Source organism: Pseudomonas sp. m6p (assembly GCF_055760375.1).
On the sequence record NZ_CM147084.1, the window covers coordinates 2,255,359 to 2,280,018 of the forward strand.

Annotated in this window: 22 protein-coding genes; 8 read left to right on the forward strand and 14 right to left on the reverse strand. The window is 53.5% G+C overall.

The genetic code is table 11. The annotated features are described in order from the left end of the window. Positions 1 to 450: 450 nt before the first annotated feature. Positions 451 to 3,204, reverse strand: a complete 2,754-nt coding sequence (locus ACYZUM_RS10120) for a UvrD-helicase domain-containing protein (RefSeq protein WP_473061322.1) — start codon at positions 3,202 to 3,204, stop codon at positions 451 to 453. A 234-nt stretch (positions 3,205 to 3,438) separates the two neighbouring features. Here ACYZUM_RS10120 and ACYZUM_RS10125 point away from each other — a divergent pair, with 234 nt between their 5' ends. Continuing rightward, positions 3,439 to 3,711: a hypothetical protein gene (locus ACYZUM_RS10125; RefSeq protein ID WP_042559185.1), complete on the forward strand. Its 273-nt coding sequence runs from the start codon at positions 3,439 to 3,441 to the stop codon at positions 3,709 to 3,711. Positions 3,712 to 4,117: 406 nt separating this feature from the next. Then, a complete protein-coding gene (locus tag ACYZUM_RS10130) occupies positions 4,118 to 8,578 on the forward strand; it encodes a PIN domain-containing protein (protein WP_473061323.1) in 4,461 nt (1,486 codons plus the stop codon). Between the two features lie 94 nt (positions 8,579 to 8,672). Here the strand turns inward: ACYZUM_RS10130 and ACYZUM_RS10135 are convergent, their stop codons facing one another. After that, positions 8,673 to 10,388, reverse strand: coding sequence for an RNA-directed DNA polymerase (locus ACYZUM_RS10135; protein WP_052491535.1), 1,716 nt, complete (start codon positions 10,386 to 10,388; stop codon positions 8,673 to 8,675). A 90-nt stretch (positions 10,389 to 10,478) separates the two neighbouring features. Beyond that, complete coding sequence (locus ACYZUM_RS10140; RefSeq protein ID WP_052491536.1) at positions 10,479 to 11,012, reverse strand: hypothetical protein; 534 nt, start codon at positions 11,010 to 11,012, stop codon at positions 10,479 to 10,481. A gap of 521 nt (positions 11,013 to 11,533) precedes the next feature. Here ACYZUM_RS10140 and ACYZUM_RS10145 point away from each other — a divergent pair. The 3 genes from ACYZUM_RS10145 (at position 11,534) to ACYZUM_RS10155 (ending at position 12,864) form a co-directional block, all read left to right on the forward strand. Then, on the forward strand, positions 11,534 to 11,854 hold the full coding sequence (locus tag ACYZUM_RS10145) for a hypothetical protein (protein ID WP_052491537.1): 321 nt from the start codon (positions 11,534 to 11,536) through the stop codon (positions 11,852 to 11,854). Continuing rightward, positions 11,851 to 12,450 (forward strand): hypothetical protein, encoded by a 600-nt coding sequence (locus ACYZUM_RS10150; RefSeq protein ID WP_042559186.1) that lies wholly within the window; start codon positions 11,851 to 11,853, stop codon positions 12,448 to 12,450. The genes ACYZUM_RS10145 and ACYZUM_RS10150 overlap by 4 nt, the downstream gene beginning before the upstream one ends. Before the next feature lie 99 nt (positions 12,451 to 12,549). Then, positions 12,550 to 12,864: a hypothetical protein gene (locus ACYZUM_RS10155; RefSeq protein WP_235378399.1), complete on the forward strand. Its 315-nt coding sequence runs from the start codon at positions 12,550 to 12,552 to the stop codon at positions 12,862 to 12,864. Positions 12,865 to 13,192: 328 nt separating this feature from the next. Here ACYZUM_RS10155 and ACYZUM_RS10160 read toward each other — a convergent pair whose 3' ends face one another. The 3 genes from ACYZUM_RS10160 to ACYZUM_RS10170 all read right to left on the reverse strand — a co-directional run bounded on the left by ACYZUM_RS10160 (position 13,193) and on the right by ACYZUM_RS10170 (position 14,481). Further along, on the reverse strand, positions 13,193 to 13,714 hold the full coding sequence (locus ACYZUM_RS10160) for a hypothetical protein (protein ID WP_042559187.1): 522 nt from the start codon (positions 13,712 to 13,714) through the stop codon (positions 13,193 to 13,195). 67 nt (positions 13,715 to 13,781) lie between these two features. After that, the gene (locus tag ACYZUM_RS10165) at positions 13,782 to 14,192 is read right to left on the reverse strand and encodes a hypothetical protein (protein WP_042559188.1); all 411 of its coding nucleotides are present in this window, start codon (positions 14,190 to 14,192) and stop codon (positions 13,782 to 13,784) included. A 70-nt stretch (positions 14,193 to 14,262) separates the two neighbouring features. Further along, positions 14,263 to 14,481, reverse strand: a complete 219-nt coding sequence (locus ACYZUM_RS10170; protein ID WP_042559189.1) for a hypothetical protein — start codon at positions 14,479 to 14,481, stop codon at positions 14,263 to 14,265. Between the two features lie 702 nt (positions 14,482 to 15,183). On the opposite strand from ACYZUM_RS10170, the gene ACYZUM_RS10175 reads away from it, so the two are divergent. Together ACYZUM_RS10175 and ACYZUM_RS10180 are read left to right on the forward strand one after the other, a co-directional pair. After that, positions 15,184 to 15,549: a helix-turn-helix domain-containing protein gene (locus ACYZUM_RS10175; protein ID WP_235378447.1), complete on the forward strand. Its 366-nt coding sequence runs from the start codon at positions 15,184 to 15,186 to the stop codon at positions 15,547 to 15,549. 548 nt (positions 15,550 to 16,097) lie between these two features. After that, the gene (locus tag ACYZUM_RS10180) at positions 16,098 to 16,922 is read left to right on the forward strand and encodes an inositol monophosphatase family protein (RefSeq protein ID WP_042562083.1); all 825 of its coding nucleotides are present in this window, start codon (positions 16,098 to 16,100) and stop codon (positions 16,920 to 16,922) included. Between the two features lie 104 nt (positions 16,923 to 17,026). On the opposite strand, the gene ACYZUM_RS10185 is transcribed toward ACYZUM_RS10180, so the two are convergent. From ACYZUM_RS10185 to ACYZUM_RS10220, 8 genes are all read right to left on the reverse strand, one after another. Further along, complete coding sequence (locus ACYZUM_RS10185) at positions 17,027 to 17,251, reverse strand: hypothetical protein (RefSeq protein ID WP_042559192.1); 225 nt, start codon at positions 17,249 to 17,251, stop codon at positions 17,027 to 17,029. Between the two features lie 115 nt (positions 17,252 to 17,366). After that, positions 17,367 to 18,371, reverse strand: a complete 1,005-nt coding sequence (locus tag ACYZUM_RS10190) for a metallophosphoesterase (protein WP_042559193.1) — start codon at positions 18,369 to 18,371, stop codon at positions 17,367 to 17,369. Positions 18,372 to 18,755: 384 nt separating this feature from the next. Next, positions 18,756 to 19,220 (reverse strand): 3'-5' exonuclease family protein, encoded by a 465-nt coding sequence (locus tag ACYZUM_RS10195; RefSeq protein ID WP_052491538.1) that lies wholly within the window; start codon positions 19,218 to 19,220, stop codon positions 18,756 to 18,758. Between the two features lie 102 nt (positions 19,221 to 19,322). Continuing rightward, positions 19,323 to 19,820, reverse strand: a complete 498-nt coding sequence (locus tag ACYZUM_RS10200; protein WP_235378400.1) for a hypothetical protein — start codon at positions 19,818 to 19,820, stop codon at positions 19,323 to 19,325. A 205-nt stretch (positions 19,821 to 20,025) separates the two neighbouring features. After that, positions 20,026 to 20,622, reverse strand: a complete 597-nt coding sequence (locus tag ACYZUM_RS10205) for a hypothetical protein (RefSeq protein ID WP_235378401.1) — start codon at positions 20,620 to 20,622, stop codon at positions 20,026 to 20,028. 85 nt (positions 20,623 to 20,707) lie between these two features. Continuing rightward, positions 20,708 to 21,781 (reverse strand): hypothetical protein, encoded by a 1,074-nt coding sequence (locus ACYZUM_RS10210; RefSeq protein ID WP_042559194.1) that lies wholly within the window; start codon positions 21,779 to 21,781, stop codon positions 20,708 to 20,710. Positions 21,782 to 21,800: 19 nt separating this feature from the next. Continuing rightward, the gene (locus tag ACYZUM_RS10215; protein WP_042559195.1) at positions 21,801 to 22,604 is read right to left on the reverse strand and encodes an NAD(P)H-dependent oxidoreductase; all 804 of its coding nucleotides are present in this window, start codon (positions 22,602 to 22,604) and stop codon (positions 21,801 to 21,803) included. Beyond that, complete coding sequence (locus ACYZUM_RS10220; RefSeq protein WP_200892975.1) at positions 22,601 to 23,527, reverse strand: DMT family transporter; 927 nt, start codon at positions 23,525 to 23,527, stop codon at positions 22,601 to 22,603. The genes ACYZUM_RS10215 and ACYZUM_RS10220 overlap by 4 nt, the downstream gene beginning before the upstream one ends. Before the next feature lie 63 nt (positions 23,528 to 23,590). Between ACYZUM_RS10220 and ACYZUM_RS10225 the strand changes: the two genes are divergently transcribed. Further along, entirely contained in the window at positions 23,591 to 24,631 is a 1,041-nt protein-coding gene (locus ACYZUM_RS10225) for a LysR substrate-binding domain-containing protein (RefSeq protein ID WP_235378402.1), read from the forward strand. Positions 24,632 to 24,660 lie beyond the last annotated feature (29 nt).

Here is a 24,660-nt window from a genome sequence, read left to right on the forward strand (position 1 = left end):
TGCTACCAAGTCTAGGTTACCCTGCTCCTGCGTCGACAATACCTTGGACAGTAGCGTGTCTGTGGTGAGATTGTCGTACCTGTCCTCCAGAGTTTCCGTGTCGTCGTCCAAACTTCAAATCCCAGCCATGGCCTGCCAGAATTGTGCCTTCACCAGAAGAGGCTGGGCCAATACAGGACAATGTCACTTCGCCAAGCTGCGAATGATCGCCGAGCTGCACGTCCAGCGGCGACTAGCGCCCACCAACAGCGGCTGGCGCCGCGTACGATTTTCCCTGACATTTCCTGATCCTGGTTCTCGGCCCGTCGCCCAGCGCTGGGCCGCAATCGCCTACAATACAAGCGTCGACGTAGTCACAATGAAAACCTACGCGCCACTTCGTTAGCGGCTATATGCCACATATGAAGGCTTTGCGCTATCCGGGTGCGGTGCTGGCTGGTACTGACGCCCTTAACGTCGTCGAGTCAGTTTTGCCTGCCGAGTATCTTGGCGCCTTGGTTTTTCGGGCTTGTACTTGCAACGAGGAAAGCTCGAGCAGGATTTGAAATCACCGAACTTACCGGTGCGCTGAAGCACGACCCCATGTTGGCACACAGGGCATCGTTCCTCCTGGATTGGTTCACCCTTGATGTCCGTAACCATGACCACCCCGTCCTTTACCAGCTCGGTGAGGAACGGTGAATTTCTGGCAGTCACAGTGAACATCACTACAGACCTACGAGCCCGGGTCAACGCCACATAGCAAAGTCGGCGCTCCTCGCCATGCAGGTAGGTGTCTCCTTCGGGCATTACTAGGCCGAAGACCGGATCGTCCCCTTTCATGCTCGGGAATCCTCCAGCCATCATTCCGGGGAGCAGAACGTAGTCGGCCTGATCACCCTTTGAGGTGTGGACGGTTTTGAATCTGATCTCAAGCTTGTTGCCGTAGCGTTGCTCCCACCCTTGGGGTATGAATTGCGCATCGGTTTTGTAGCGTCCAAGAACGAAGACCGTTATCAGCCGATCACTTGCCCCGGGGACTACACCGCTCGAAAGCTGCTGGTGAAGATCGTCCAGATACTGCCGCAAGCCATTCTGAACCTGATCCCTACTAGATAGCTGGAATGCCAGAAATGCGGGGCCGATCGGCTCCGTCACAGAAATCACGGTCTTCTGCAGCTGAGCAGGGTTTTTAGCCACAAACTGACTGGAAGCATCACAGATAGCCTGAGGGCACCGGTAAGTCTTCTCTAACCGGAATACCTCACCGTGGCCATACCATTCCACGAAACCAGTCATCACACTCACATCCGCGCCGGCGAATCGATTGATTGACTGCCAGTCATCACCCACCGCGAACAGGTGACTATGGGGCTCTTGAACCAACGCCCGGCAAAGCCGCGCACGTGCGCGCGAGGCATCTTGGTATTCGTCAGCCATGACCAAGCGATAAGGCGACTGGTAGCCACGCTCTAGGCAATCTGCGGCCAGGTTAATCATGTCCTCAAAATCGATCCCACGGTCTTCTTTCAGGGCGGCATCCCAGCCTTCGATCACCGGAATCGCGAGCTCCAGGAACATTTTGTACCGGAACTTGAAAACGCTGATCGGAAGAGCGTCGTACCGTTCGTGCAGCATCGCCGCCGTCAGGCTATTACTTTTGTAGTGAGAGATGAACGATCGGAGCACCTTCACCAAGTCAATATGTTCCAGTGGTACTAGGCCGGAGTCCGGGATCGGACGGTCGGGGTTTGGATCTAGCTCCACGCCCCGCGACGTCAGCTCTTGAGAGAGATGAGCGAAGATTTCACCCGTCCGCAATTGGTGTGAAGTCGACTCGATCAGCTGCGTACCATAGCTGGCATGGGTCTTCCGCTTCCAATCGGCCCCTTCCGCATAATTCACGAAATGCGCGGGTGCCTGGCCCTCTGCATCGAAGGCAAAGTGCTCGTGATAGAGGTTCAGCTGCGGGTAATAAAAGTCGGGCGCATATTGGCGGTGATCGGCAGTTGCAGTGTCGTATTCGTAGGGCCGCTCATAGGCGTACTCGACGCCGTTGTAGAAAAGCCAGTTGGCAATCAAGCGCTCTTCCTGACTCGCGACATGCTCACCATTGAGTGTAATTAGCCGAGCCTCCCCTTCCCTGTCGAAAGCTTCCGCCACATCTCTCAACGGCGCAGTGGAGTGATCCCGCCCGAATACCAAGCGGAAAAGATCCCATTTGGTGCGAAACTCATCTGACCTGTCTTTAAGCGTATCAACGATCACACCAAGTTTCTCAAGCCCAAGATCCGCCTTGGTAGCCCACTTGGGGACGCTAGGTTTTTTGCCTGTCGCACCGCCAATGATTTTTAGGCCCAGTGAATGAAACGTCAGTGCATTGATCGTGACACCGGTCATACCTAACCTTCCGAGAGACTGAGCGCCCCTTTCCTGCAGCTCCTGTGCAGCATCTTTGTTAAAGGCCAGCATGATGATCTCGGATGGGGCCACGAAACCGCGATGAACCGCGTAAATCGCCTTGGCAACCATCGTAGAGGTCTTGCCGGAGCCGGCGGAGGCAATAAGCTGAACCCGATTGTCGAAGCAAACCACGGCTTTTGCTTGCTCGTCATTGAGCTCACGGGACTCGACGTTATCCAGAAGATCTGAGCAAGCATCCAGCTCGCGGATCATGTGCGCTTTGTTACGAGTCTGCCAATGCGTTGGCCAATCCTGAGACCATTGGCGCAACCGCCCTAACACGCGTGTCTTGTTGTCTCCCAATGCAGTTTGGATAACTGGAGAATCAAACAGTGCCTTGAGATCAGCATCGTCGATTTTCAAAGCATCCTTCTCGGAAAGAAGCTCATGCTGCATGTCGTGTGTCAGCCATCGATGTTCTGCGTCTACCATCAGCGCCACTTGATCGACCAATTTCAGCCAACCCATTATCTTGGCGTAATAAGTACGGAAATTCTGCCTGCTCGTGACGGCTCGAAGCTGGTTACTCAGCGTGTGACGAGCCGACTTTCGCAAGCCGACGAGATGAATCTCGTTACCAACCCAGACAGTGACGTTCGTCCATAACAGGGCATCGCGAAAGCGCAGTGAGGAAAACGCTTCGAGAGGTATCGGATACGTTTGCTCATTCAACGTGACGCTGAATTGATCATTCTCGATCTTCAGACGCCATGATGCCGCCCTTCTGAACAGTCGCGAGAGAAAAGAAGGTTGCCACTCCATTGTTATCCGCCAATCACACCGCAAAAAACAGGTAGTTTACCCATCAATGAGGCACTCGACACATACCTGCTTGCTCATGGAACCTCCTCCCTGAGCAAACTACTCAAGGCAAGGAGTGAACTGGGCATCCAAGGTTAACCATTCAGTGCCAAGATTTTCTTCTCCCGCTCAAGTTTCTAACTTCCGCTCCGTTTAGTTACTCATGCAACCTATTTTTTGAGGCAAATTGAAACCATGAGCACAAAACTGCCGCCGAACAGATTCTTCACCTTCAAGGATGGTTCGCCCGAGGATGACTCATACGAAATTAGGCTCGCCATCTTCACTCGGCCTGGCATTGCCGAGTGTGAAGTCATGGACGATGACAACAGCTACGCAGTTCTCCTGGATACAGAATCCGATGGAGTAATTGCTATCAAAATCGATGAGTCGCGCTTTAGGTTCACGCCTCAGCAGGCGACGGCGCTAGCCTCAGCACTCACTGAGCTTTCAAGGGATGAAGGATGAGTCCCCGTCCCCCCTTACACGGGAGTGCATCTAAGAGTCAGCAATCTTCATCATGGAGAGGTGACCATTACGCGTAAGAAAACCTTAAAGGCTTGCTGAGGAGATAGCGATTGCACGGGTTACCAGTTTGGGTATAAGCGTGCCCCTGCGGGGATGGTTGTCGTGAACCGAGCCTGGCGGAGCCAAGTCTCGGCCCTGTCGGGCTTCCATCCTCACGCCTGCGCGCTCCGCTTGCCTTTTTATGTTTTTTGGTGGTCATAGGATGGTACATCTCGACGATGCTGGCGCTCGATACGAACTCCATGCCCCAGGCCGCACGCTATGTAATTTTCTTGCGAAATCAACGCTACGCATGGCGCTTAATGATCGATAAGATAGGGCCCTATATCAGTTGTGCGAGCCAGGTATGGCAAGGCCTCCAAAGGCAAAGGGAGAAAAAGCTCCCAACCCAAAACCGAAACCCCAGCAGAAAAAGGTCGCAAGCCCTATTTCAACTGGCGGGCGTGGCGGTGCGTTTGAGCAACGCGTACAGGCGGTGCGGTTACTCGCTATGTGCCTAGGCATCCCATGTGCCGGGCTGCGCGAAGGATTTGCCATTGTCGGGTTGCTGTTCCAAGGTCGAGGATTTGACCACAATACTGACGACCTCGTTGTCCATGCTGCGTCGGCGAGCACTGGACAGAAAGCAACCATCAGAATGCAGATGAAGCGGTCACTCAAGGCGACTGCCAATGACGTTTTTACCGAAGCAGTAGGGCTTGCGTGGCTCGATTTCATCAAGCCAACATTCCAGCGTGGACTGGACGACAATTTGATCGTCTACCACGTGTCTAGCTCGTCATCCATGGAAGGCGCGGTAGAGGTTGTCAGGCTGGCCTTGGCGTCTCTTTCACATGAGTCCTGGTACACCCGTGTGCATTCAGAGGGTCTGAGTAACGCTCGGAACCGGACTGCTTACGCGGCCATCAAGGCTGCAGCTGATCAATACAATGAGGCCACGGTTAACGACGAAGACCTGCGCCAGTTCGCGATCCACCTGAAGTTCGTTCCCCACGACCTGGACTCGGATCGCACTCAGGAAGCCGGATACCAAAAGCAATTTATCGCCCAGGCATTACCTAGCCGGGACAGCGGCGCAGTGTGGTCGCAGTTATTATCTGTGTGTGCTGAGCTCAATGGCACGGCCGGAGAAATCGATCTGTCTTCCGCTTCAGCCCATCTGGGTGAGCTTGCCAAGGAATTTCATACGGCCAAGCTGATACGCGAGAGTGTGCGGGCCTATCAAATGGGTACGATGCCTGTCAGCCATGAGCGCGCGTCAGAGCTTACCCCGCTGGCGGAATATCTTGCTCCCCTCCTCTCCGTTGGCCGCGCTGCCGGCAGCACACTGCTGACTGATGACCTCCCCATCGCAATCCAAGGGTCGGAAACTACATTTGCTACGCGCCAGCTCGACCGCATCAGCACGCTGCACAACGATCGCCGATACAAGGATGCCTTGACTCAGCTGGAACTCCTCGAGGACGAGCTGGACACGTTTGATATTCACCAGAAGGCCCGTTGGTATTTCCTTCGTGGGATGTGCTACTGGCATCTTGGGGACGATGAGATCGCCTCGACAGATCTTGAGGCAGCCGCAAACCTTTATACCGACGATGACCGTATCGCTGCGGGTCATGTCCGGGCTCACATGCTCAAAAATGATGTGCAGGCTGCCCTCCAGGTTGGCCAGGCGGCACAGGCTCGCTTTCCGGAGTCGTATTCGGTATGGATCGCTTACGCCAACGCAAGAGTCCTCAATAGAGAAGAGCTAACTGAAGACGAGATCCCCGAAGCCTTTCGCGATAAATCCGGGGCCTGGCAGATGGTGGCCAGTTCCAGGGCTGGCGCCGGGGACGATCTTGGTGCCGTCAACGCTATCAAGAAAGCTTTGGAGCAGCCTGACAGTTCCATTTTCATCGTCGAAAACTATCTGCGTTTTACGCTGCGACTCGCTACGGACAACCCGTTCCACGTGAACACGCGATCTCAGCCCCTGGATCGACGTGAGCTCATCATGGACGCCATGTCCAAGTTTGAGGATCGCGAGAATGCTCTATGGGCCGAGCAAAGTCCCAGGACAAAGACTGACGTCGTGTTTCACCTTGCCTATGCGTATCTGCTATTGGGGCAGGCGGCTCAGGCGTTGGACATGATCGAGCAGGGAAGACAGCGCGGCGTCCCAGAACATGAGACCTCGGCCCGAGTGGAACTTGAGGCCCTATGCGATTTGAATCGTGAAGGTGAAGCTGTTGATCGCTTCTCCGATCACCTTGACCAGCTTCCTGATGACGCACTGGTTATCTTCGGCCAAGCATGCTTGGTTGCGGGTAGAGAGCCAATGCTCGAGTCTGCCTACGGTGTACAGGTGCAGCGGCCTGTCACGGAGGAGTCGGCGAAAGTGCTGCGGATACTCCGCCACATGCACTGGGAATTGTTGCTGCGTCAGCAACGCAATGATGCAGTTCAGCAAGAGCTTTCGCTGCTAGGTGTCACTCCCCAGAACAGCAATATTACCGATGGGGTTTTCGCTGCTCGGGCCTTTATCGATAACGAAGCAGTGCGCCAGGCATTCGAGAATCGTGTGGCTGAACTCGCACCGCAAAGCAGCGATTTGCTGGAGCTGTCCATGGCATCGCAGTGGATGCTCCATGCACGGCGTCACGATGATGCTATCGCGATGCTCGAACGCGTGCTTCCTCGCGACTCGTTCACTCCATTGCACGTTGATCTTCTTCACGCATACGCCCTAACTGATCAGCGCGCGAAGGTTCGAGATCTGCTGGAGTCGCTTCCAGGGGAATGGCGCCAATCCGCAGATGTCCGAAACGTGGCTTTGAACGTTTACGGTAACGCCGGTGATTGGCCCAGGATGCGTGAAATCGCAGAGATGATCGTTTCTGAGAGCCCCCTTGATGCCAGTGCATGGTTGTTGCTGATCCAGGTTCTAGCCAACATAAACTTTGGGCAGATGGACGCGTGCATAGCCACGCTTCCTGTCTTTCTCGAAGGCTCCGCTCAGGATCAATTGAAACTTGCTAACGCAGAGATAAGTCGGGGGATGCATGATCGAGGCATCGCTCGCATTTACCGCACCATGCGAGTGAACTTGGGCAATCTTGAGGCTGCGGCCGGTCACATCTCACTCATGGTCATGGCATCCGGCACGGTGGACACTTTCCTCACCAACCCAGTTGAGGTCGCTTTTGGTACTTCAGTCGAACTCGAAGACAGCAACGGCGGCAGCGGTTACGTTTCAATAGATTTTGACATTGACCCACCCTTCTCACCGACCGCGGAGTTCATCGCTGCGGACTCCGCGCAGGCTGTCGCGCTTATTGGTCTCAAAGTTGGCGAAACCACAACAATCCGCAGCTTGATAGGAGAGCAGACGCTCAAGGTTAAGCGGATAGTGACCATTCACCGACGTTTGCTCGACCTATCATATGGGCAGGTCTCAAGCGCGGTCGTTCCGAGCAAAAGTTTAGTCGCCATGACCATCCCCACGCGTGAGGATGGTGAGCTGGATTTCTCCTTCTTCATTGAGCAAATCGAACGAAAAAAAACACAGGGCCTTAACACAATTGGGCTCTACAGCCAGCACATGGCTACGCTTGGACTGATCGCGCAGATGCTCGGTGTGGATGTGATCGATCTCGTCAGAGGCTGGCCCGATGAGGGGCCATTGCTGGAGGTCTCGATGGGTGTGGGCCAGACCCACGATGAGTTCCCGGTTATCGCTGCCTCCGATCACTCTTGGGTGGTAGATCTTCCCATGCTGGTAGAGCTTGCGACGCTTGGAATGCTCGATGTACTGGAGCACATCCCCAGGCTGTATGTAGCTGCTGCCACCAAGCAAGCGCTAGAAACGAAGATCGAGTCGTCAACGCGATTTCACAAGGGAGGGACGCTCTTCTCACACGATGGGCAACTCGGTATGCAGGAGCAGACAGAGGAAAATTGGCATCGGGAGCGTGCCTTTCTCGACTCAATCTATGCCGCTATTGATGAGTATTGTGAGGTGGTACCGGCATATGGCCCACCCACACTGGCGGCACAGATGCATACACTCAAAGACATTCTGGGTGAAGGAGAGTATGCAACCCTGCTTGTTTGCCTGGAATACGGTGGTGCCCTACTGTCGTTAGACGCCCGCTTCCGAGCTATAGCAGGGTTCCTGGAGATCAGGGGCGCATCTCCTCAAATGCTACTGACGAATGAACTGATATCAGAGCGTTTGACGCGTGCTGAGTACTCTCGTGCAATTGTTCAATTGGTGATGACCAGGCGCAGCTTCGTCTCGATCCAAGCTGCAGACCTTATAGCCATGATGGATCAGGGTGAGACGTTTGCAAATATAGGGATCAACCGGTTGCGAAGTTACTTAGCCGAACCGAACCTAACATTTGATACTGCTGTGCCCGTCATAGCCGATTTTGTCTGTCTGATGTTCCTGCAAGTGCGCTGTAACCTAGGTGTGATGCTGCAGCTGATCGAGTATTGCTTTGAACCGATGTTCCGCCACCCAAGCTGCCCTGACGATTTTCATCGGTTGGCGTACACACGGCTCCTGCTCACGTTAGCTGGTGTGGAAATCAATTCCGTGGCCCGCAAAGCGATAAGGCAGAGGCTACATGTTGCGATGCAGCGCGCAGAGCGACCTAGCAAGCCGGTGACACTGGAGGCAAAGGTTTCCTTCGCTTATGCAGTCCCTTTCTGGGCGGTCGCGGTGCCCTCACCACTGGCCTCTATTCGGCTAGAGGCCCAAAATCCTGCACCAGCATCGGTTGAGAGCGGCCATACCGAGGAAAGCAGGAAAGTGGATTAGCATCCATATAGGCGAGCATGTACAAGGAAGGCATTGGATGCACTAGACCAGCATTAGCCACGAATCCAGTTCACAACTTCCGTCTATGCAAGACTCACCAATCATCTGGTGCTTCAGGATCTACAGCTAGATTTCCTTTACCGGCTGCTGCCGCGCCCTGCTCCTCGCCTTCCTCATCAGTATCCGTTACAGCCGAATCGAAGTATTCCTCATCCATACTGTCAAACTCGAAATCACGGTCGATTTCGTCATCCGAGTCGAAATCAATAGCCTCCGCTGCTTCGATCTTGACTTGGAATATAGCGGGTAGCCTGGCTTCCTGGTCATAAAAGCTAACGTCAGCGTTTAGCAGTGCTGCGAAGCAGGGGTCGGCTTCTATGAAAGCGATATCTGGATTTCCGAGCCACAGCCGGCGACCCCCTTCGTAAGCCAGTAACCAGTTGTTCCCTTTGAGTGCCTGATCTGTGAGCGGTAGACCCGTTAAAGCCGCAAGATCTACCTCACCGTCGACTAAATTTGAATGAATGAGATCCAGAGCGATGAGCGAACATACGGAGCTCTCCATCTGAAGCACCTGACGGATCAAAGGGGCGTCAAGATGGATGCTGAGCTCCTTGCACAGCCAAAGGAGCCAGGCAGTCTCACTGTGGTGATTCGCGGCGGCAGCCAACTCCAACAGATTTCGGCTGAAAGCGCCGAGCGCGTTCATATTCAATGGATAACCATAGCGATGGTAGGTCGCGAGGATTTGGGTAATTACCTGCAACGTGTTGGGAAATCCATACCCACATTTGAGAAAGTACGCTTCGGCGATCGCCCAGTTGGACTTCTTGACGATGGATGAGGACAGCTGCTTTAGGCCATATTTGACTAGGCTCTCGTCCTTGAACCTTGATTCAAGTGAGAACAACATCTCGAAATAGTGGTGAATATCGTCTTTCTGCTGACGCTTTTTCGCTGAGACGGTCAGTTTCTTGAGGCTGTATTTCCAGGATTTCTGGACGAGCTCTCGCACTTCGACGATCTTCGTCTTGGAGGCGTTGATCTGGAGCTCGTAAGCACTGACGCATTTGATGATGATTGCCAGAGCCCTCTCAGCTTCCTCACGTTTGTTGAAGAAGAAAGTGAAGTCGTCGACGTAGCGAAACCCCTTCGGCCATCCACCCAGTTCAGCGCAGATGGCCTCATCAATCGACACCCCGATGATTTCCGCGATGATGTGGGAAGTGTCGGGGCCAATAGGCAAGCCAATGGTTTGGCCATCCTGTGTCCCCATGCAACGACCATCAAGGATATTTCCAAAAAATTCAGGAGTTTTTTTGGTTTTGTTCGCCTTGGCAACCGGCTTGGTGTGCAGTGCCCACGGGATGGTGTGCGTGTACACAGTTGGGAAATAGCTCGATATGTCGGTGATCAGCGCGTAACGGGCCCCTGCAGATTGGCATACGCGCTCCTCATACAAGTCGCTGAACTTCGTCAGCTCGATCGCTCTGAGACTACCGTCGGTGCCGGGTATGCTGCGAGAGATTTCGCTTTTATCGTAATGAGCCCGGATCTGAGGCCAGTACTCACAGATCTCCTTAGCCAAGGCATAGAAACTAACAGGATTAGGGATCGAGGTTGTGCGCCTGCTGTAGGAGGATCTAGCGACCGAGAATTTCTCAGACTGAGAAGCGCCGGCCTGTTTCCCCGGCGCGCCGTCCCATACAGCCTTGATCTGCTCAATGCTGTCCGCGAGTCGCTTCGTGCCGAATCCCACCGGTAGCTGAATTGGAAAATATCCTTTAGCAAGCAGATCCTGCAGCTGCATAACACTCATTCGCTCTGTATTTGAGGCTGATGATTTGTTCTTGGCGTAGGCGGCACACTGCCACCGCAGTACCGTGCCGCCAAAGCCGGATTAAGCGTATTGAGGTCTGACGAGATGTGAAGGTGTTGCCGTCAGAACAATGGACAAGCAGTACGTGGCTGTCCTGAGATTCTCAACTTGATCATTGAGTGTGTCGAGCGACTTGAGCCCATGGAAGAGGTTATTTCGCAGCCTGTAGATAATGATGAGCGTTGCCAGCAGCACATCATGCGGTTCATCGTTCTGCCCCAATAGAACACTTTCTACCAACACCCTGCGATCTCTAGCGCGAAACTCCAATCTGTCGAATCTGGGCAGTATGCCCTCTTCATTCGCATAGCGAGACCGCCAGAAGGCCACGCAACCACAAACCCCCTGATGCTGATCAGCGTTCGGTCGATACAGATCTGCAACGCGTTCGAAGGCAGCGATATTCCCCTCATTGCGGCACAGATTCCCCTCGAAGAAATTCCACATGGTGGTGAAGTCAGCGATGGAATGCTGAGTTTCAGGGGTAAGGCGCGAGCCGCCCGCGGTGTTATCGGAGAACCACTGTGCGGCGTTGAACTCGGCGGGAACAGCCATAAATAAATTCCTTTTACAATCGAACGTGAAATTCGAATAGCCTCGTAAGTCCATCACACGAGGAGCTATAGTACGTGCCCAATGGCCTGTCGATTGAGCCGCGATGCCGCAAGCTACTCGATACGATGCTTCCTGACTACCTCGCCTGCCCAATACTGGTACGCATCATGGACGTCTCCCCCGCTCTGCTCGGCAAGCATCTTCAGGAACCGCCACACCCGATCGCTGCGGCCTGATGCCCTCGACCGATCAAGAGTCTTGTTGATCAGCTACAGGGTTGGTGCCCTTTTAGGTTCTAAGTCTTGCCAAGGGCTTTACGCCGCTTTGTGCCCGAAGAAGATTCGCCGCTTGGCCCGCAGCTTTCCGGTCTGGCCCGGTGGATATCTGAGTGCCATTAGCACGTCCACGCGTTCGCGTCCGGTTAGCGCCTGTTTGCGTCGGCACAAAAAAACTTCCTATACGGCTCAAGGTTTCTCAAAACGAACCGTTTTTCATATCTATGACATCTAGAGAAACCGGTTTTGAACCTACCAACGATCGTATTTGCACGCTCCCTGAAAGGCGTCGTGCCGTTTGCCGAGACCATCCAGGGTCATCGTCAACGCATGGCGTGGGAGCGCTTGGTCAGCTACATCGCGTCCTCTGATTCCCCTTCCGACTTTGACAGAGCTGCAGCCTTCGCTGAGGGCTATGCGCAAGCGCTGGTCGACGGTGAGCAAATCGAAATCTCAACAGAGCGTGACTTACTGATCATCTCAATCGTTGATGAGTGGCGGCGTCATTTTATTCGCACCAATGGTTCGTCCACCTTTAGCACTCCCCTCCTCCAAGGACATTCATGACTTCCAAATTTCAGCGCTACGCGGATGACGAAATTTCAGATCCCAGCCTCCGAATGCCACGTCAAATTTTGGCAACCAGCACCAATCAATATCCGATTGATATCCTCGTTTCTCGCTGGGAAAAACACTTGGTAGAGCCATCTGCGGCTCAAGAGAAGTACCCTTGGGCTGCGGGCTTCGTAATGGGCATTCCAGTTCCGTCTTGGCATCGCCCAGTAGTCTGGAATCTGGGGCAAAAGGCTCGGTTCATCGTTTCTGTGTGGTCTGGAGGGGATCTCGGAAGCTATCTCACTAATGAGTGGTGTGATTCGGTTGCGGGGCGAGCAATGGCTGAGAGCAGCGATATTTTGATCGATGGCTTGCAGCGGTTGCATAGCCTTGAAGAGTACCTTCTTGATCGCTTGGCAGTCCCAGATGCTCAAGGGCAACCAAGGGTTTGGTCTGAGATTGGCAATGGCGAACGGAAGCGTTTCTTGTCGACAGTCTTCATGCATGCGCATGTATCGTCTGATGACGAATTGTTGTTGCGAAAGACTTATGATCTTTACGCCATGGGTGTAGCTTCTCGTACGAACGATCAGCGCGCGGTTCGATAACCGTTAGATCCTATTTTTGGGGCATGCCCCTCTGGGGACGGCTGTCGTAAACCAAGCCCCGTCTATCGATGGGTCTTGGCCCTGCGGGCTTCCATCCTCATGCCTTCGACCTTCCTGGTCTGCGCGCTCCGCTTGCACGATGACCTAAGTCACTTCTCGGCTTGGACATTACTTGAAGCTCCCACATACTGCTTCCATCCAATCAGTGGTGGGGTTAGCCCGATGTTATGGTCATTTTGGAAAGACAAACGTCCTGAATGGATACAGGCTGAAGAACGAGAATTCATCAAAGCGGTGAACAGCTTGAAAACGCTGCAGACCACCCCTCGGGGCGGCATGAAAATTGATCCTGAAGAGCTCAGAGACCAAATTCTGGCCTCTCGAGAACGGTACAAAGAACTGGTTAAGAAATAGGGATACCGGGTGGCCAGCCAGTTTGGAGCCTTATCAAGAGTAGGCTGACCTGCTTTTCATCCTCGCCTGCGCCACCGAACAAACGCCAGCGAGGCTCGTATTTTCTTCACGAGCTGACCCTCTGGCGTAAGTGGTAGTCGAACACCTCTATGTAGCTCGCGCCGACTTCTATGAAAAGGGGGCTCCATAAGAGCATTTTCCTAACCGCTGCGCCGGACGCATACAACCCGCCTGGATTTCGTCCGGCCGACATGGATGAAGTTTGTTCCTGGCTGCTTGACCTCTTGACGTTGTCATTGCAGTCATTTTGTGCGGTAAATCTCTCGATTTAAGGCTTCGCGATTTTTTGGCAGGCCCTAAGCAAGCCCTCGCTCAGCCAGAACGCATCATCTTCAGTGAATGAGTAACACATAAAAGGAAATACCAACTCATAACCCCCACCTTCAATTGTGCAGACCACGATTGACGTGGTGCCTGAAGGTGAACCTTCACAGACGTCTTCGGCCGCGTCTTCAATCGTAATCTCGCCAGAAGCCGAATACTGAAGGCCGCGTATTCCAGTCGTCCTGCGAATCTTGAACAATCCAGTCGGTCGATTTTCTCTGTCAGATTGATCACTTTCCTCATCACCATCAATTGCCAGTGCTTCTCTGAGGCATGATGAAATCTCTTGTGCGACGTCAGGAGTGACACTGAGCCTCACGATGTCTAGCTCGATCATGATCCGCGCCGACGGTAGCACTTCGATTGCGCATTTGTATTTCTCGTCAAAATCTAGGCCGCGCCAGCAGTCGAACTCTCTACAAAGACGAAAATCAGAAGATGCTTTTGAAGTCGGATGAAGCTTCATTGAAACGCCTTTTATGTATGCTCTTGTAAGTACAAACGGATGCGTTTCGAAAAACTTGAGATACTTTCTAAAGATATTTATCGATGGCAGAGCGATGAGCTTCCAGGTGCTGAATCTCCTGCGTCCAGAGATGGACGAATTTCTCCAAGTCGTGAAGATAAGGCCCCGCTCCGAGTCGAGTCGAACCGATACTCGCTTGTAGAAATCGTTCCCGCCACGGTTCTGGAATGCTCTCTTCTCGAACAATTTGAAGGCCGCTCGAGCGAGGTTCGGTAACGACAAGGTCGCGAAGATCCTCTACTTTCGCCATATCTCTCAGCAATCTGTCGGCTTCATCTTGGCGTGCGATTTCGTCGAGCATAGACACGATTGGAGTGGCCTTGGGATCGCCTGGCCGAAGATGAGTCAGTGACCACAATGCTTTCCTTCTGATCTTCTCTCGATCACGCAGATTCTGATCAACAGCACCGCTAGACATTAGGTTCTCCTCCTTAATGCGGACACCCTGACCTCTTCTTAAGGTCGAGGGCTTCGTTGGCTGAGCTATTTCAATGTGACCGTCGGCCAAATCCGCCAGCGCCGGAGAGTTGCTCCTCCACGAACTCGATTGACGAGCTGAGCTCGTGCTGTATTTCTTCAAAGACTGAGTCTAGCTCGGGATGAGCACCTGACTTTCTAAGCTCCGCTACTAACCGCGAAAGCTCCCTCCCCTTGGCCATCGGCATTTGAACATTGCAGTACACCGTGTCTTTTTCATCACGACTCATAAGTCCTCCAAACTAGGAAGCTGAAGCCCTGATGTTGGTATGTACCGGTGCTGCAATCAAGCCTCGTTGGGAGTGCTATGTCTTACGATCGGAATGCAGCAGTGGGTCGGCGATTGATTGAAGTTAGTTTTGGTGCGCGCCCCTGCCGGGGACGGCTGTCGTAAACCAAGCCACCCGCCAGGGCGGCGTCTTGGCCCGTAGGGCTTCCATCCTCGCGCCTCGGCCTCTCGGCCTGCGCGCTCCGCTTGCCACCACACTCCCAGCTGATTTTTGGTGTCACGGCCCAGAAGAATTTGATACTTCTCTTAGCCTATCCTTGGTAAAACTTGCTCTGGTTTCTACTCAGCCTCTGAGGAGTCGCAAATTGGATGAAACTCAACGGGTAAAAGGGAGGGCTTACCAGTCCGCTCGAGATCCTGAGCGCGTGCTGATCGAAGAGCGAGCAAAGGCGCTATCAGCGGCCGGCTATCCGCTGCCTGAGGATGACTCGGCGATGTACGCTGAGCAAAGACTGCGAGAGGCTAGAGAGGCGGCGCGGGAACCCCAACCTTGTCTGGTAAGCGAAGCCACTCCAATCGACATACCGTGATTGGCTCCACATGGCTAAAATGTCTCATAAAGCGCAACCACGCTCAAAAAGACTGGCTGATTAGGAACGTGTTTATGACGCTCAAAATTGCTTTTGCTGCTGTGCTAAAAGCGATGCGCGCGGGCAAAGGATTGACCCAGAGAAATCTAGCGGAAGTCAGCAGTCGAACATACGTTTCGAAACTAGAGCGCGCCCAGTCAAGCCCCACGCTGGAGATGATAACGGCTTTGAGCGGCCCGCTCAGAGTAAGTCCTATGACCCTGGTCGCCATTACCCTATGCGCTGAGTCGGGAGAGTCCGTTGACGCCTTGCTGCGTCGAACCCAAGAGGAACTTGCGAGCCTAGGCCACGAGGGAGTTCTCAAAAATCTGGCGATTTCGTCGCGTGATGAGTTGCCAGCGCGACGTCTCTCTTCAAAGCCCCAAAGTCATCGCTCAGTGACGAAGTCCCAGCAAGTCGAATTCTGTTTCGCTGAATAAACGCTGTTCATCGCCACGTAATCAGGCGGCAGAAACGCCTGCGGTTGTGCCATACCGTTGGAAAGCCCAAGAGGTCAAGTAATGCGTAATTTCGATCTTGACTTGAGTAGGGTTACCTACGAGCACTTCATCACCGGCAAGGCAGCCATAAACTTCCCGAGACCTCACGCCATTTCGGGCGGATGGCACTTACCTAGCATATTGGAACAGCGAGGTCGGTGAGGCGAAGGTGTCGCTTGCTGGTATCCATTACCCCGACACGAGATTTTGCTTTGGTGACACGGGTATCTTGAACGCTACCGATGAGCTCGAACTGCGGGGTTGAAGATCGATCGCCAGATCTATATGGCTGACCACTTCCGCGCGACCGGGGATATGGTTCTCAAATGGGTGTTCAGCAGTCAACAAGCTGGAAAGCGTTCAAGATCATCGTCTCAGTCGATGGCTTGGTTCGCAGCTCCTGTAAGATGGGTAGGAGCCTTGTCTATCTACCTAGGCACAAATTGCCTCCCCTTACACTCCTCCCCCCATTAGCTCGCCAGGTCGCCATGATCAACACACAAATGCAGCAGATTCTTCCCCAGGTGATTAAGGTTGTGGAACGGGCAGGCATTTTATTGGCAAAGGAATGCGTCCGCCCGGGAGGCCGCAGGGGATACGGTGATAAAGCTGAAATCGACGTCGAAATCGAGGTATTTCTCGGTGAGGAATTGCTGAGAATTTTGCCATGCGATTGGTGGGGTGAAGAGACCGGCCACGTACTTTCCGGCAACTCCTTCTGCTGGGTTGTTGACCCGAACGACGGCACCAGTGATTTCCTCAAAGGACTAGATGGATCAGCAATTTCAGTAGGATTGCTTCACAACAATCATCCCATTTTGGGCGTAGTACATGCACCAGTTACACCTGGCGGACGTCCAGACATCATCAGTTGGGCGCAAGGCATGGATCACCTTTTTAGAAATGGAATTCCCGTCTATGTAGACCTCTCGAAGCAGGAGCTTACGGACGGAAGCTTGGTGATGGTGAGCGCTGCAGCCGCCAACAAACCGCAGACCAATCGCGAGCTCTGTGCGCCGGCAGGTTTTTACCCGATGCCATCGATTGCATACAGGCTGGCTAAGGTTGCTGCTGGTGACGGAGCCTGTGGCCTGTCTCTGTATCCTGTGTCAGCCCATGACGTAGTCGCGGGGCACGCATTGCTGATTGGTGCCAAAGGCGTTTTGCTCGACGAATCGGGTTACACCATTCGGTACCGCACAGAGTTAGAAATGCTCAAGGTTTGCCAACGATGCTTTGGTGGAGCGCCCAATGTTTGCTTGGAACTGGCGAATCGCGACTGGGCCAAAGTCTTTGAGATGTCGGCGAGCTAAGGCGCTTTCAAATGCGGGATCATCACCTACAAATTGGAGATGGCATATGGCCGGTTTTTTTCGAACAAAATTGATGTCTTTTGGAATCAAAAAGTAGCCGCGACTTACGTCGCAAAGGTGCGAATAGCAGATACAACACTGGCTTCGTCGCCCTCCATCATGCATTCCAACGCAGAGAACACCGAAAACAGAAGCCAAAAGATCAAAAGCAAAAAGAGCGCAAGCCCATAGAGCAACAGCAAGGCAATCGGGTCGATTGCCCCACAGCTCAAGGCAGGCCAAAAAAAACGGGAGACTTTTGGAGAATGTCGCTTTTTGTTTGTTTTCAAATATAAGGTCTCCGGTTTGAAATTTTACTTTCAAGGGGGCGGGGAAAATATATATTTTCGGTTTGTGTGGCAAAAGCGTCCTGAAGATCCATTTTGTGAAGCCCAGAACAGTAAATCAGGCGCCGAATAGCCGCTGAAGCAGCTGCTCCGTCTGCGTTCCACTGTACCTTGCCTTTAGCTCATCAAGCTTGGCACCTCTGCGCTCGCCAGTAAGTAAGCTAAGCCCGTGCAACGCGTTAATGAGCTTCTCAGATTCGGCGTCCTCATCTCTGCTGGTGATCCACGATGAGTTTGCCTGCTTGGCCAACGCTTCAGCCTTTCGGCTAAGGCTCTGCGATTCAATCAACCTGTTGCCATTCACTTCTGTCTTAAGCTGACTGATGACGTTCTCGAGCTCCTGCAGCTGCTCTGAAATGCTCTCTGCGCTGTCAAGCGACACAGGACGCCCGTCAACATAGATAGTGTCTTCTTGGACACAGTAGATTGCCAAGGGGCCGTCCCCTCCTCCCGTGCAGTCAAGCGCAAGAAAATTCCCCAGTCTCAGCGGTTTCGGTATCCACGTATGTCCCGAGCAAACTCTCCAGATGCCTGGAACACCGTCACGATAATGCTTGATGATCCGTTCCCTGCCCCACAGAGCGATCTCTTCGATCTGAGCATTGTCTAGACTCCCAACGAACTCCTGCCAAGAAATCCCTGCCGGCACATCGGCATGAACGACACCGACCAGGCCACGTGCGGACTGGATTTCTATGGCGGTGGGAAGACGTTCCAGCTTCTCGATGACCATTCCTTTCGACTCATCGGCGATCGTTGCCCACCATCCCGCACCGTGGGAGCTGTAGCGTGCTTGTGGGTTCTCACGGTAAGCGTTTATCAGCATCTGCTCGTGATTGCCTTGTACACAAAAGAACCAAGGTTCACCGAGCAGTTTTAGGCCATCCAGCATCCCAGGCCCGCGGTCAATCAGATCGCCTACAGCTATGACCCGATCAATCGCACTGTCAAACCCAAGTGCACGAAGCCCCTTGTGGAGTTCGATGGTTTTGAAATGGATATCACCGACTACAAAGTCTCGGCCATGGTCATTCATCGAGAGTCGTAAAAGTGCTTGCTTCATTTGGGGTCTGCTCCGGAGCGATAGCCGATGAATTGGCCGCAGCTCCATTGTACTCACTCGTCGGAACGCATGATTGATCGCCGGCGAACCTGCGATTGCCGGCACCGTTTGAGCCAGCGGAGGGATGAACATGGCGTGGGCAGTGGTGGGGTTCCTGCGGTGTCCGCCAAGGATGCGCTGTATGCCAATGCTCAAGCCATCACAGATTCCATTTTGAGGACTCGACAATCGTAGACGTTGCCCCTGTCCTCCCGCCAATCGCGTCATTGCCAACCAGATTGATCGATAAGAAAGTAGCCCCCACACAGCGTTAGAGGGCTGCTCCTGTATCAGATCTCAGGAATGCATCGAATGTACGCCCATCATATCCACCCCTTTGATAGCTTAAGCTTCGAAAAAAGCACGACAGGCGTTCATCAAAGCAGTTGCGTCATTTAGAGCTCGGTGGCGCTTAGTTGTAGGTAGCAGGCGGTAAATGTCATCGGCGGCCTTTCGGCCTACAAATGCCTCTAAAGGCTTCAACTCGAAGGTGGGCATCAGATCTGCGGCCTCGAAAAGCACATCTAGCCAAAACCCGTCTTGCGGTGAATCGCTGCAAAGCACCTGCCCTGAAAACAGTTTATTCATATATCTCGCCACAGCGTCTGGGGTATCACCTTGCTGATGTAACTGATCTTGAGAGAGACCGTGCATGTCTTCCGCATCAAACGACCAGTGCGTCCAGTACCGGACTGGCTTGATAAGCGAGCTGAAGGAGTTCTCACTCGACACGACGGCAACTTCAATCGGATAGCTCTCAGGAGCTATTCCAGAAGCTTCAAAATCAATGAAAAAAGAAGGTCGTTCCATCTCGCTGTTCCTGTTTGAGGTTGCGATTTTCAGCAGCTACGCCATTCTTCCGCACTCACATTTTAACTCCACGCGCACCCACCCACTGTAAAAGCTGGCGTTCTACTCACCGCCCTTGAGGAGTGGCGGTTTCCAGTCAGCGAAGTGCTTTAACGCATCAAGGTCGCCGATCAATTCCTTCGCGTTGGCCAGCCGCTCCATGACCGCCTCTCTCGACACACCATCCAATCGTTGTGCTGACTTTTCGATATCGGCGAAAAATGCGTGAATACTGTTCACTTTTGCCCACGTCTGGATTACGGCTTCCAGTTGCTCGCGACTTTCCTGTATAGCCTTGAGTTGGCGCTTCTCCTCCTCTTTTCTTTTCCATTCCGCCATTTGTAATTGGTGCTTTTGCCACTCGAGCTCGGCTTTCTCCCGTTCAAGCTTCACTTTCTCCGCAAGCCCTGGAGCTTCAGCGATCAAAAGCTTCACGATGCTTGGGATCTTACTGATCAGATCGCCAGGCTTGTCTTCCTTCCAGCTCTGAACCCACTCTGCCCGATAGTACGGGGAGTAAACTTGAAGGCACAGCCGACCGCTGGGCATGTCGGCGCTCATTACCCATTCGTTTCGATAGGGGGCAACGCGTTTTCTCTCTGGACGCGAACCCAGCCGGACTAACCTTTTGTCTACGCTTTTGACTTCAACGTATTCACTGATTTCGTAAATGGACAAACCAAAAACAACGCTTCCAACATGAACCACTGTCGGACGTTGGGGCTGCCAAAGCGAGGGATAGACGTATCTCGATGACGGCTTGTCCCTATGCAACTGGTTTGCGGCTCATGCGCTCGGCAGGATCGCTCAAGGTAACCGTAAGGCCTTTTTTCATAAACGCGAGGAACAACTGGTTTGCGAAGTCGACCGCATGAGTGACCCCACTGCGGCTTACTATTAAATCCGCCATCGCACGTTTTGTAGGCCTATCGTAGCCGTTCTCGCTTTCCCGCACTTTCTTGAAGTGATCTTCAATACTCAGTAAAAGTGGGTGCCTACGAGGTTGCATGTCAGAGTTGAGCGGTGCCTTCCGGCTCATTTGCTTTCGTTTTATGGGTGAGGATCGCGCAACCTGAAGCGGTGCTTCATTTCTGTTCCAAACAGTTGAATCGCCTGGTTGAGCCTCAGGCAAGACCGGGCGACCTTTAGCTTTTCCTACCGCGACTTGCGCCCAGTAGCCAACGGGCGGTCTTGGAATATTCAGGCTGATGTAGACCTTCGTGAGATAGCTGGAGGAGACTCCGTAGCGCGAGCTAATTTTGGTCAATGGCATCGTCCAAGCCTGCTCGAACAGGGACTCTCTGGTAATGACTTCGTCCAACATATCAGCGGCTGAATTCTTAGCCTTTGGCGTGCCTTCCATCCTGATCACTTTCTAGCGACTGACGAATAAATGATCGTAGCTCAGTCGCTCAGCGCCAGTCGCGTCAAGCCTGCCCAGCCATCGTCTAGCCTAGCGACTTCAAGCGATTCTTGAGCTGTCTGGTCATATCCATTAGCGTGCTGATCGAGATATCATCGACTGACCATGATGCTTTGAAGTGCGGAACATGACGACGGATCAGCTCAACCGCAGCCGGTGTGTACTCCAGATTTTGATTGACCAACACCCCGTCACCGCTCTCCTGAGCGATGTTCCACTGCTCCAGTGCCGGAAAATCCAGCCCTTCGACGTCAAGTTCGAACGCCTTCGACTTGATCTCAGCAGGGAATCCACCGACCTTGCCCTGTGGCCCTGAAACAATGCCCTTCCAATAAGCATCCAAACCACATAGCGCCCTAATCATGGATGTTGCGGTGGCCGCTGTGAGAGTGCTGATATCGGCAGGCTTGGGAGCGGAACGTAAAACCTTCAGCAGCTCTAGAGGCGTTACTTCGTCGTGTGCCGTAAAGCACCGGGGCATGTGCTCAAGCTCTAGGTTTTTGTTCAGAAATCTTGATAGATGATGGTGGCATCCGAAGAAGCGGGCATTCTCGACAGCAGGCCATTGCGCCCGAACAATAGCGGCCACCGTCGCCAAGTTGCCGAAACCTCCTACGACAGGCCAGCCGAGCCGTGCAGCGACTGGATTTACCAGGTCAGGAAAGCACGCGTTGAGAACAGGTATGCGCTTACCCAGAGACTCCATTGCAAGGCAGACGGTGCGTAGCGGCGGCAAGTGTAAGGGAAGTGTTATACCAAAACCGGCGTCTGTAACGAGTTGAGACCAAGCATCATCGTTACCCAACTCGGAGGGCGGCTGTTCGCTGGCCATCTGCACCACGAGATCCGGTTCCCATCGCTCGAGAGCGGGCCGTATGCTTAGCGGATCTTGCCAGTCCACGGCATAAGCTTCGCCCGTGATTTTCCTACCCAAACAGCTCGCGATGGCTTGAGCTTGTCCTAAAGTTTGTTCGGCATGTTCAAGTTTGCGGCCCAGCACTACCAGTGAGATTGAATCGGTCGCGCCTGCCGTCAGAACCAATGTCTGAGCAATCGCATTGGATATTTTTCCGGTGCCTGCCAGCATGATGACTGCCATGATTTCTCTCCTGCCAGAATTAGATTTTGGACTTCGGTTGCACCGAAAAATGGGATGCAGCCTGTTCAAAACTCTGTCCTGCACATGGATTCCACTGCACACCAGAGCGGCCTTCAATCCCAGGCTTCAGCTGCTGGTTGTCGTCATAGTCTTCACGGGGGTGAAAAAATAGCGGCTGCACCGCTTCCAGGCTTCGCAAGTAATCGGCATATGAATTCAGATATTGCTGACGTTCGTCATCGCTGAGCTGCGCCGGCATCCATGCAGCGAACGGGGGAAGAACTGTGAAACCGGTATAGGCCAAAATGCCGTTATGGATAGGCCAGAGTACGTGATGCAAGTCGCCATCGATGCCCGCCGGGGTATAAAGGCTGCTTGCGGTGCCCGTGGTTAGACAAAGCATGGCCTTCTTTCCCTTAAGTAGTCCCGATCCATACTTGTGCCCTGATGAGTATGCGAATCCCCGGCTCAATACCCGGTCGACCCAGCCTTTCAGAATGGCGGGCATCGAAAACCACCACACAGGAAACTGAAAAATCACCAGGTCAGCCCACATGACCTTCGATTGCTCAGCCTTCACGTCGTCGGTATGGGAACCGTTTGCAAACGCATGTTCTTGCTCGCGGGAAAGATCGAGATAGTCAGCATCGGCGCGATCCTCGAGGAAGTCACCAATGCCCAGCTCAGCCTTCCAATTCATCGCGTAGAGATCGCTCACCTGAATCTGATGACCGAGTTCGCGCAGCGTTTCGACAGCTACGTCTTTTAACGCAGCGTTGAAAGACCGTGGTTCTGGATGCGCTAACACTATTAACGTCTTCATAAATGCATTTTCTCCTCGCGATTTGGAGGTGTCGGATAACTTCTCTCGTCTCCAGTCTGCTCGACCGCTTTGCTGAGATTCACCACGAGCAGGCCGACAATGGTCAGGCTTGCGCCCAGCAGAAATCCGAAGCTTGTCTGCTCTCCGAGCCACAGATATCCCATCAGTACGCCAAACAGCGGACTCATGAAGGCCAGCACTCCAAGGCGGGCAGCGAGATAGCGACGAAGCATCCAAAACCAGATCAAGTAGCTTGCCACTGACACGATTAGTGTCTGGAAAACCAGGCTGGCGACTGCGCCGGATGTAAAGGTCATCGAACTCTGGACTGTCAGCAGGCCCAAGGGCAGCAGAAAGACGAAGGCGCCTGCCAGTTGGTAAAACAGGGTCTGGGTTGCCGGTGCTTCACTGAGGCGACTGGTACGCACCGCGACCGTCGTAAATCCCCAGGCAGCGCCCGCGCACAAGCCCAGCAGGTCACCCAGAAGACTGTTTGCGTTGGTGCTTTGAATGGCTGTCCCATCGCGTGGCATGAGAAAGGTGATGGCGATCCCTGCGAACGCTAAAGACATACCAAACCACTGAATCGCACTAAGACGTTCCTCCGGCAAGCGTAGGTGCAGACCAATGGCGGCGAATAAGGGAGCCGTGTAAAGGAAAACCGCCATGTGCGAAGCACTTGTCCAGCGTAATCCTTGCGCGACGAACAGAAATTCACCAGCGAACAGAACGGCCACGACCAACCCAGAGCGGCACCAGACGCTTGGTAACCATACCTCCCGCATGATCCATTTTCCGATCAGCCAGACCAAGACTGCAGCGACTCCGGAGCGAACGGCGACCTGCATGATAGGTGCTATGTCACCAGCAACCGCCTTCATTGCTACCTGCTGGCCACCCCAAATCAGGCATAGCAGCACCATCACCGCCGTGGCAGCCCCGTCTACTGACTTCCTCACTTATGGGCCCTTTTTATCGTTGATGATTTGTCGTCAAACCACGTTACCCGGACAATCGGCATTGAGTTTTCCTTTGAAAATCGAGATTCGTTCTGCGCTGTTGCGAAATTCGATTGTGGAAAAATACGCAAGCCGCTACAAATCATGTGTTTTCGATCTATAGAAGAGAAAAACTACGTCATGAAAGCTGATACGCCCCTCAGGGCTATTGCTTGCTTCGACGCGGTTATGCGCACTGGCAGCGTCAGCGTTGCTGCAAGCCAGCTGTTCGTAACGCCCGGGGCAGTAGGGCAACAGATCCGCAAGCTAGAAGATTGGCTAGGCACGCCACTGTTCGTACGCAGTGTGCGTAGGCTGCAGCCAACGGCTGAAGCGCTGAGCTACTGGGAGCAGGTGAAGCCGGCTCTTCGCCAGCTGGAGACAGCCAACCTAGCCGTCCGTGGTCTTAGAGACAGACAGGTACGGTTAAGCCTGCCGCCGGCGTTCGCCAGCTCCTGGTTCGCAAAGCGGATGCCATTGTTCACGGAGCGTCATCCAGAGGTGCAACTGCACCTGAGCGCATCCACCGATACCGTTGATTTCAATGACGCTACCTGCGACCTGGCGGTGCGGCATTTTGATGGATATGGCCGTGGTGTGAACGCAGAACTGCTCTTGCCCGACGAAGTAAGGGTCTATTCCAGCCCGGCTTATCGCGAACGGCTCCAGTTGCATAACCTTGAATGTTTGCCGGGAGCAACCTTGCTCTACACGACGTCTCATGCTCACTGGTCTCAATGGCTATCATCGGTCGGTATGTCACTCGATAGCTTCTCGAGCAGCCCCAAGTTCGATCAGTCTGAGCTGGCAATCGATGCCGCGCGCCGCGATCAAGGTTTAGTGCTCACCAGCCCTTGGCTGGTCGAGGAAGATGTACAACGGGGCCTTCTCGTACTTGTTTTTGACTCTGTGCTGAAGACTGGCAAGGGCTACTATTTGGTGCAGGCCAAAGATGTGGTGTTGGGTGAGGCAGCCCAGCTGTTGCGCCGGTGGCTTTGCGACGTAGCGCAGCGAGCTCAACAAAATTGATAATTTGAAGTCGATGCTTTCTTTTTAAC

Excerpts from the sequence above, each read along its gene's own strand:
- ACYZUM_RS10200 (WP_235378400.1), bottom strand. The coding sequence starts at position 19,820 with ATGAGCGCCGACATGCCCAGCGGTCGGCTGTGCCTTCAAGTTTACTCC.
- ACYZUM_RS10190 (WP_042559193.1), bottom strand. The coding sequence starts at position 18,371 with ATGAAGCAAGCACTTTTACGACTCTCGATGAATGACCATGGCCGAGAC.
- ACYZUM_RS10160 (WP_042559187.1), bottom strand. The coding sequence starts at position 13,714 with ATGAAGCTTCATCCGACTTCAAAAGCATCTTCTGATTTTCGTCTTTGT.
- ACYZUM_RS10150 (WP_042559186.1), top strand. The coding sequence starts at position 11,851 with ATGACTTCCAAATTTCAGCGCTACGCGGATGACGAAATTTCAGATCCC.
- ACYZUM_RS10140 (WP_052491536.1), bottom strand. The coding sequence starts at position 11,012 with ATGGCTGTTCCCGCCGAGTTCAACGCCGCACAGTGGTTCTCCGATAAC.
- ACYZUM_RS10210 (WP_042559194.1), bottom strand. The coding sequence starts at position 21,781 with ATGGCAGTCATCATGCTGGCAGGCACCGGAAAAATATCCAATGCGATT.
- ACYZUM_RS10120 (WP_473061322.1), bottom strand. The coding sequence starts at position 3,204 with ATGGAGTGGCAACCTTCTTTTCTCTCGCGACTGTTCAGAAGGGCGGCA.
- ACYZUM_RS10125 (WP_042559185.1), top strand. The coding sequence starts at position 3,439 with ATGAGCACAAAACTGCCGCCGAACAGATTCTTCACCTTCAAGGATGGT.
- ACYZUM_RS10220 (WP_200892975.1), bottom strand. The coding sequence starts at position 23,527 with ATGGTGCTGCTATGCCTGATTTGGGGTGGCCAGCAGGTAGCAATGAAG.
- ACYZUM_RS10135 (WP_052491535.1), bottom strand. The coding sequence starts at position 10,388 with ATGCAGCTGCAGGATCTGCTTGCTAAAGGATATTTTCCAATTCAGCTA.
- ACYZUM_RS10175 (WP_235378447.1), top strand. The coding sequence starts at position 15,184 with ATGCGCGCGGGCAAAGGATTGACCCAGAGAAATCTAGCGGAAGTCAGC.
- ACYZUM_RS10170 (WP_042559189.1), bottom strand. The coding sequence starts at position 14,481 with ATGAGTCGTGATGAAAAAGACACGGTGTACTGCAATGTTCAAATGCCG.
- ACYZUM_RS10205 (WP_235378401.1), bottom strand. The coding sequence starts at position 20,622 with ATGGAAGGCACGCCAAAGGCTAAGAATTCAGCCGCTGATATGTTGGAC.
- ACYZUM_RS10130 (WP_473061323.1), top strand. The coding sequence starts at position 4,118 with ATGGCAAGGCCTCCAAAGGCAAAGGGAGAAAAAGCTCCCAACCCAAAA.
- ACYZUM_RS10165 (WP_042559188.1), bottom strand. The coding sequence starts at position 14,192 with ATGTCTAGCGGTGCTGTTGATCAGAATCTGCGTGATCGAGAGAAGATC.
- ACYZUM_RS10180 (WP_042562083.1), top strand. The coding sequence starts at position 16,098 with ATGATCAACACACAAATGCAGCAGATTCTTCCCCAGGTGATTAAGGTT.
- ACYZUM_RS10215 (WP_042559195.1), bottom strand. The coding sequence starts at position 22,604 with ATGAAGACGTTAATAGTGTTAGCGCATCCAGAACCACGGTCTTTCAAC.
- ACYZUM_RS10195 (WP_052491538.1), bottom strand. The coding sequence starts at position 19,220 with ATGGAACGACCTTCTTTTTTCATTGATTTTGAAGCTTCTGGAATAGCT.
- ACYZUM_RS10155 (WP_235378399.1), top strand. The coding sequence starts at position 12,550 with ATGCCTTCGACCTTCCTGGTCTGCGCGCTCCGCTTGCACGATGACCTA.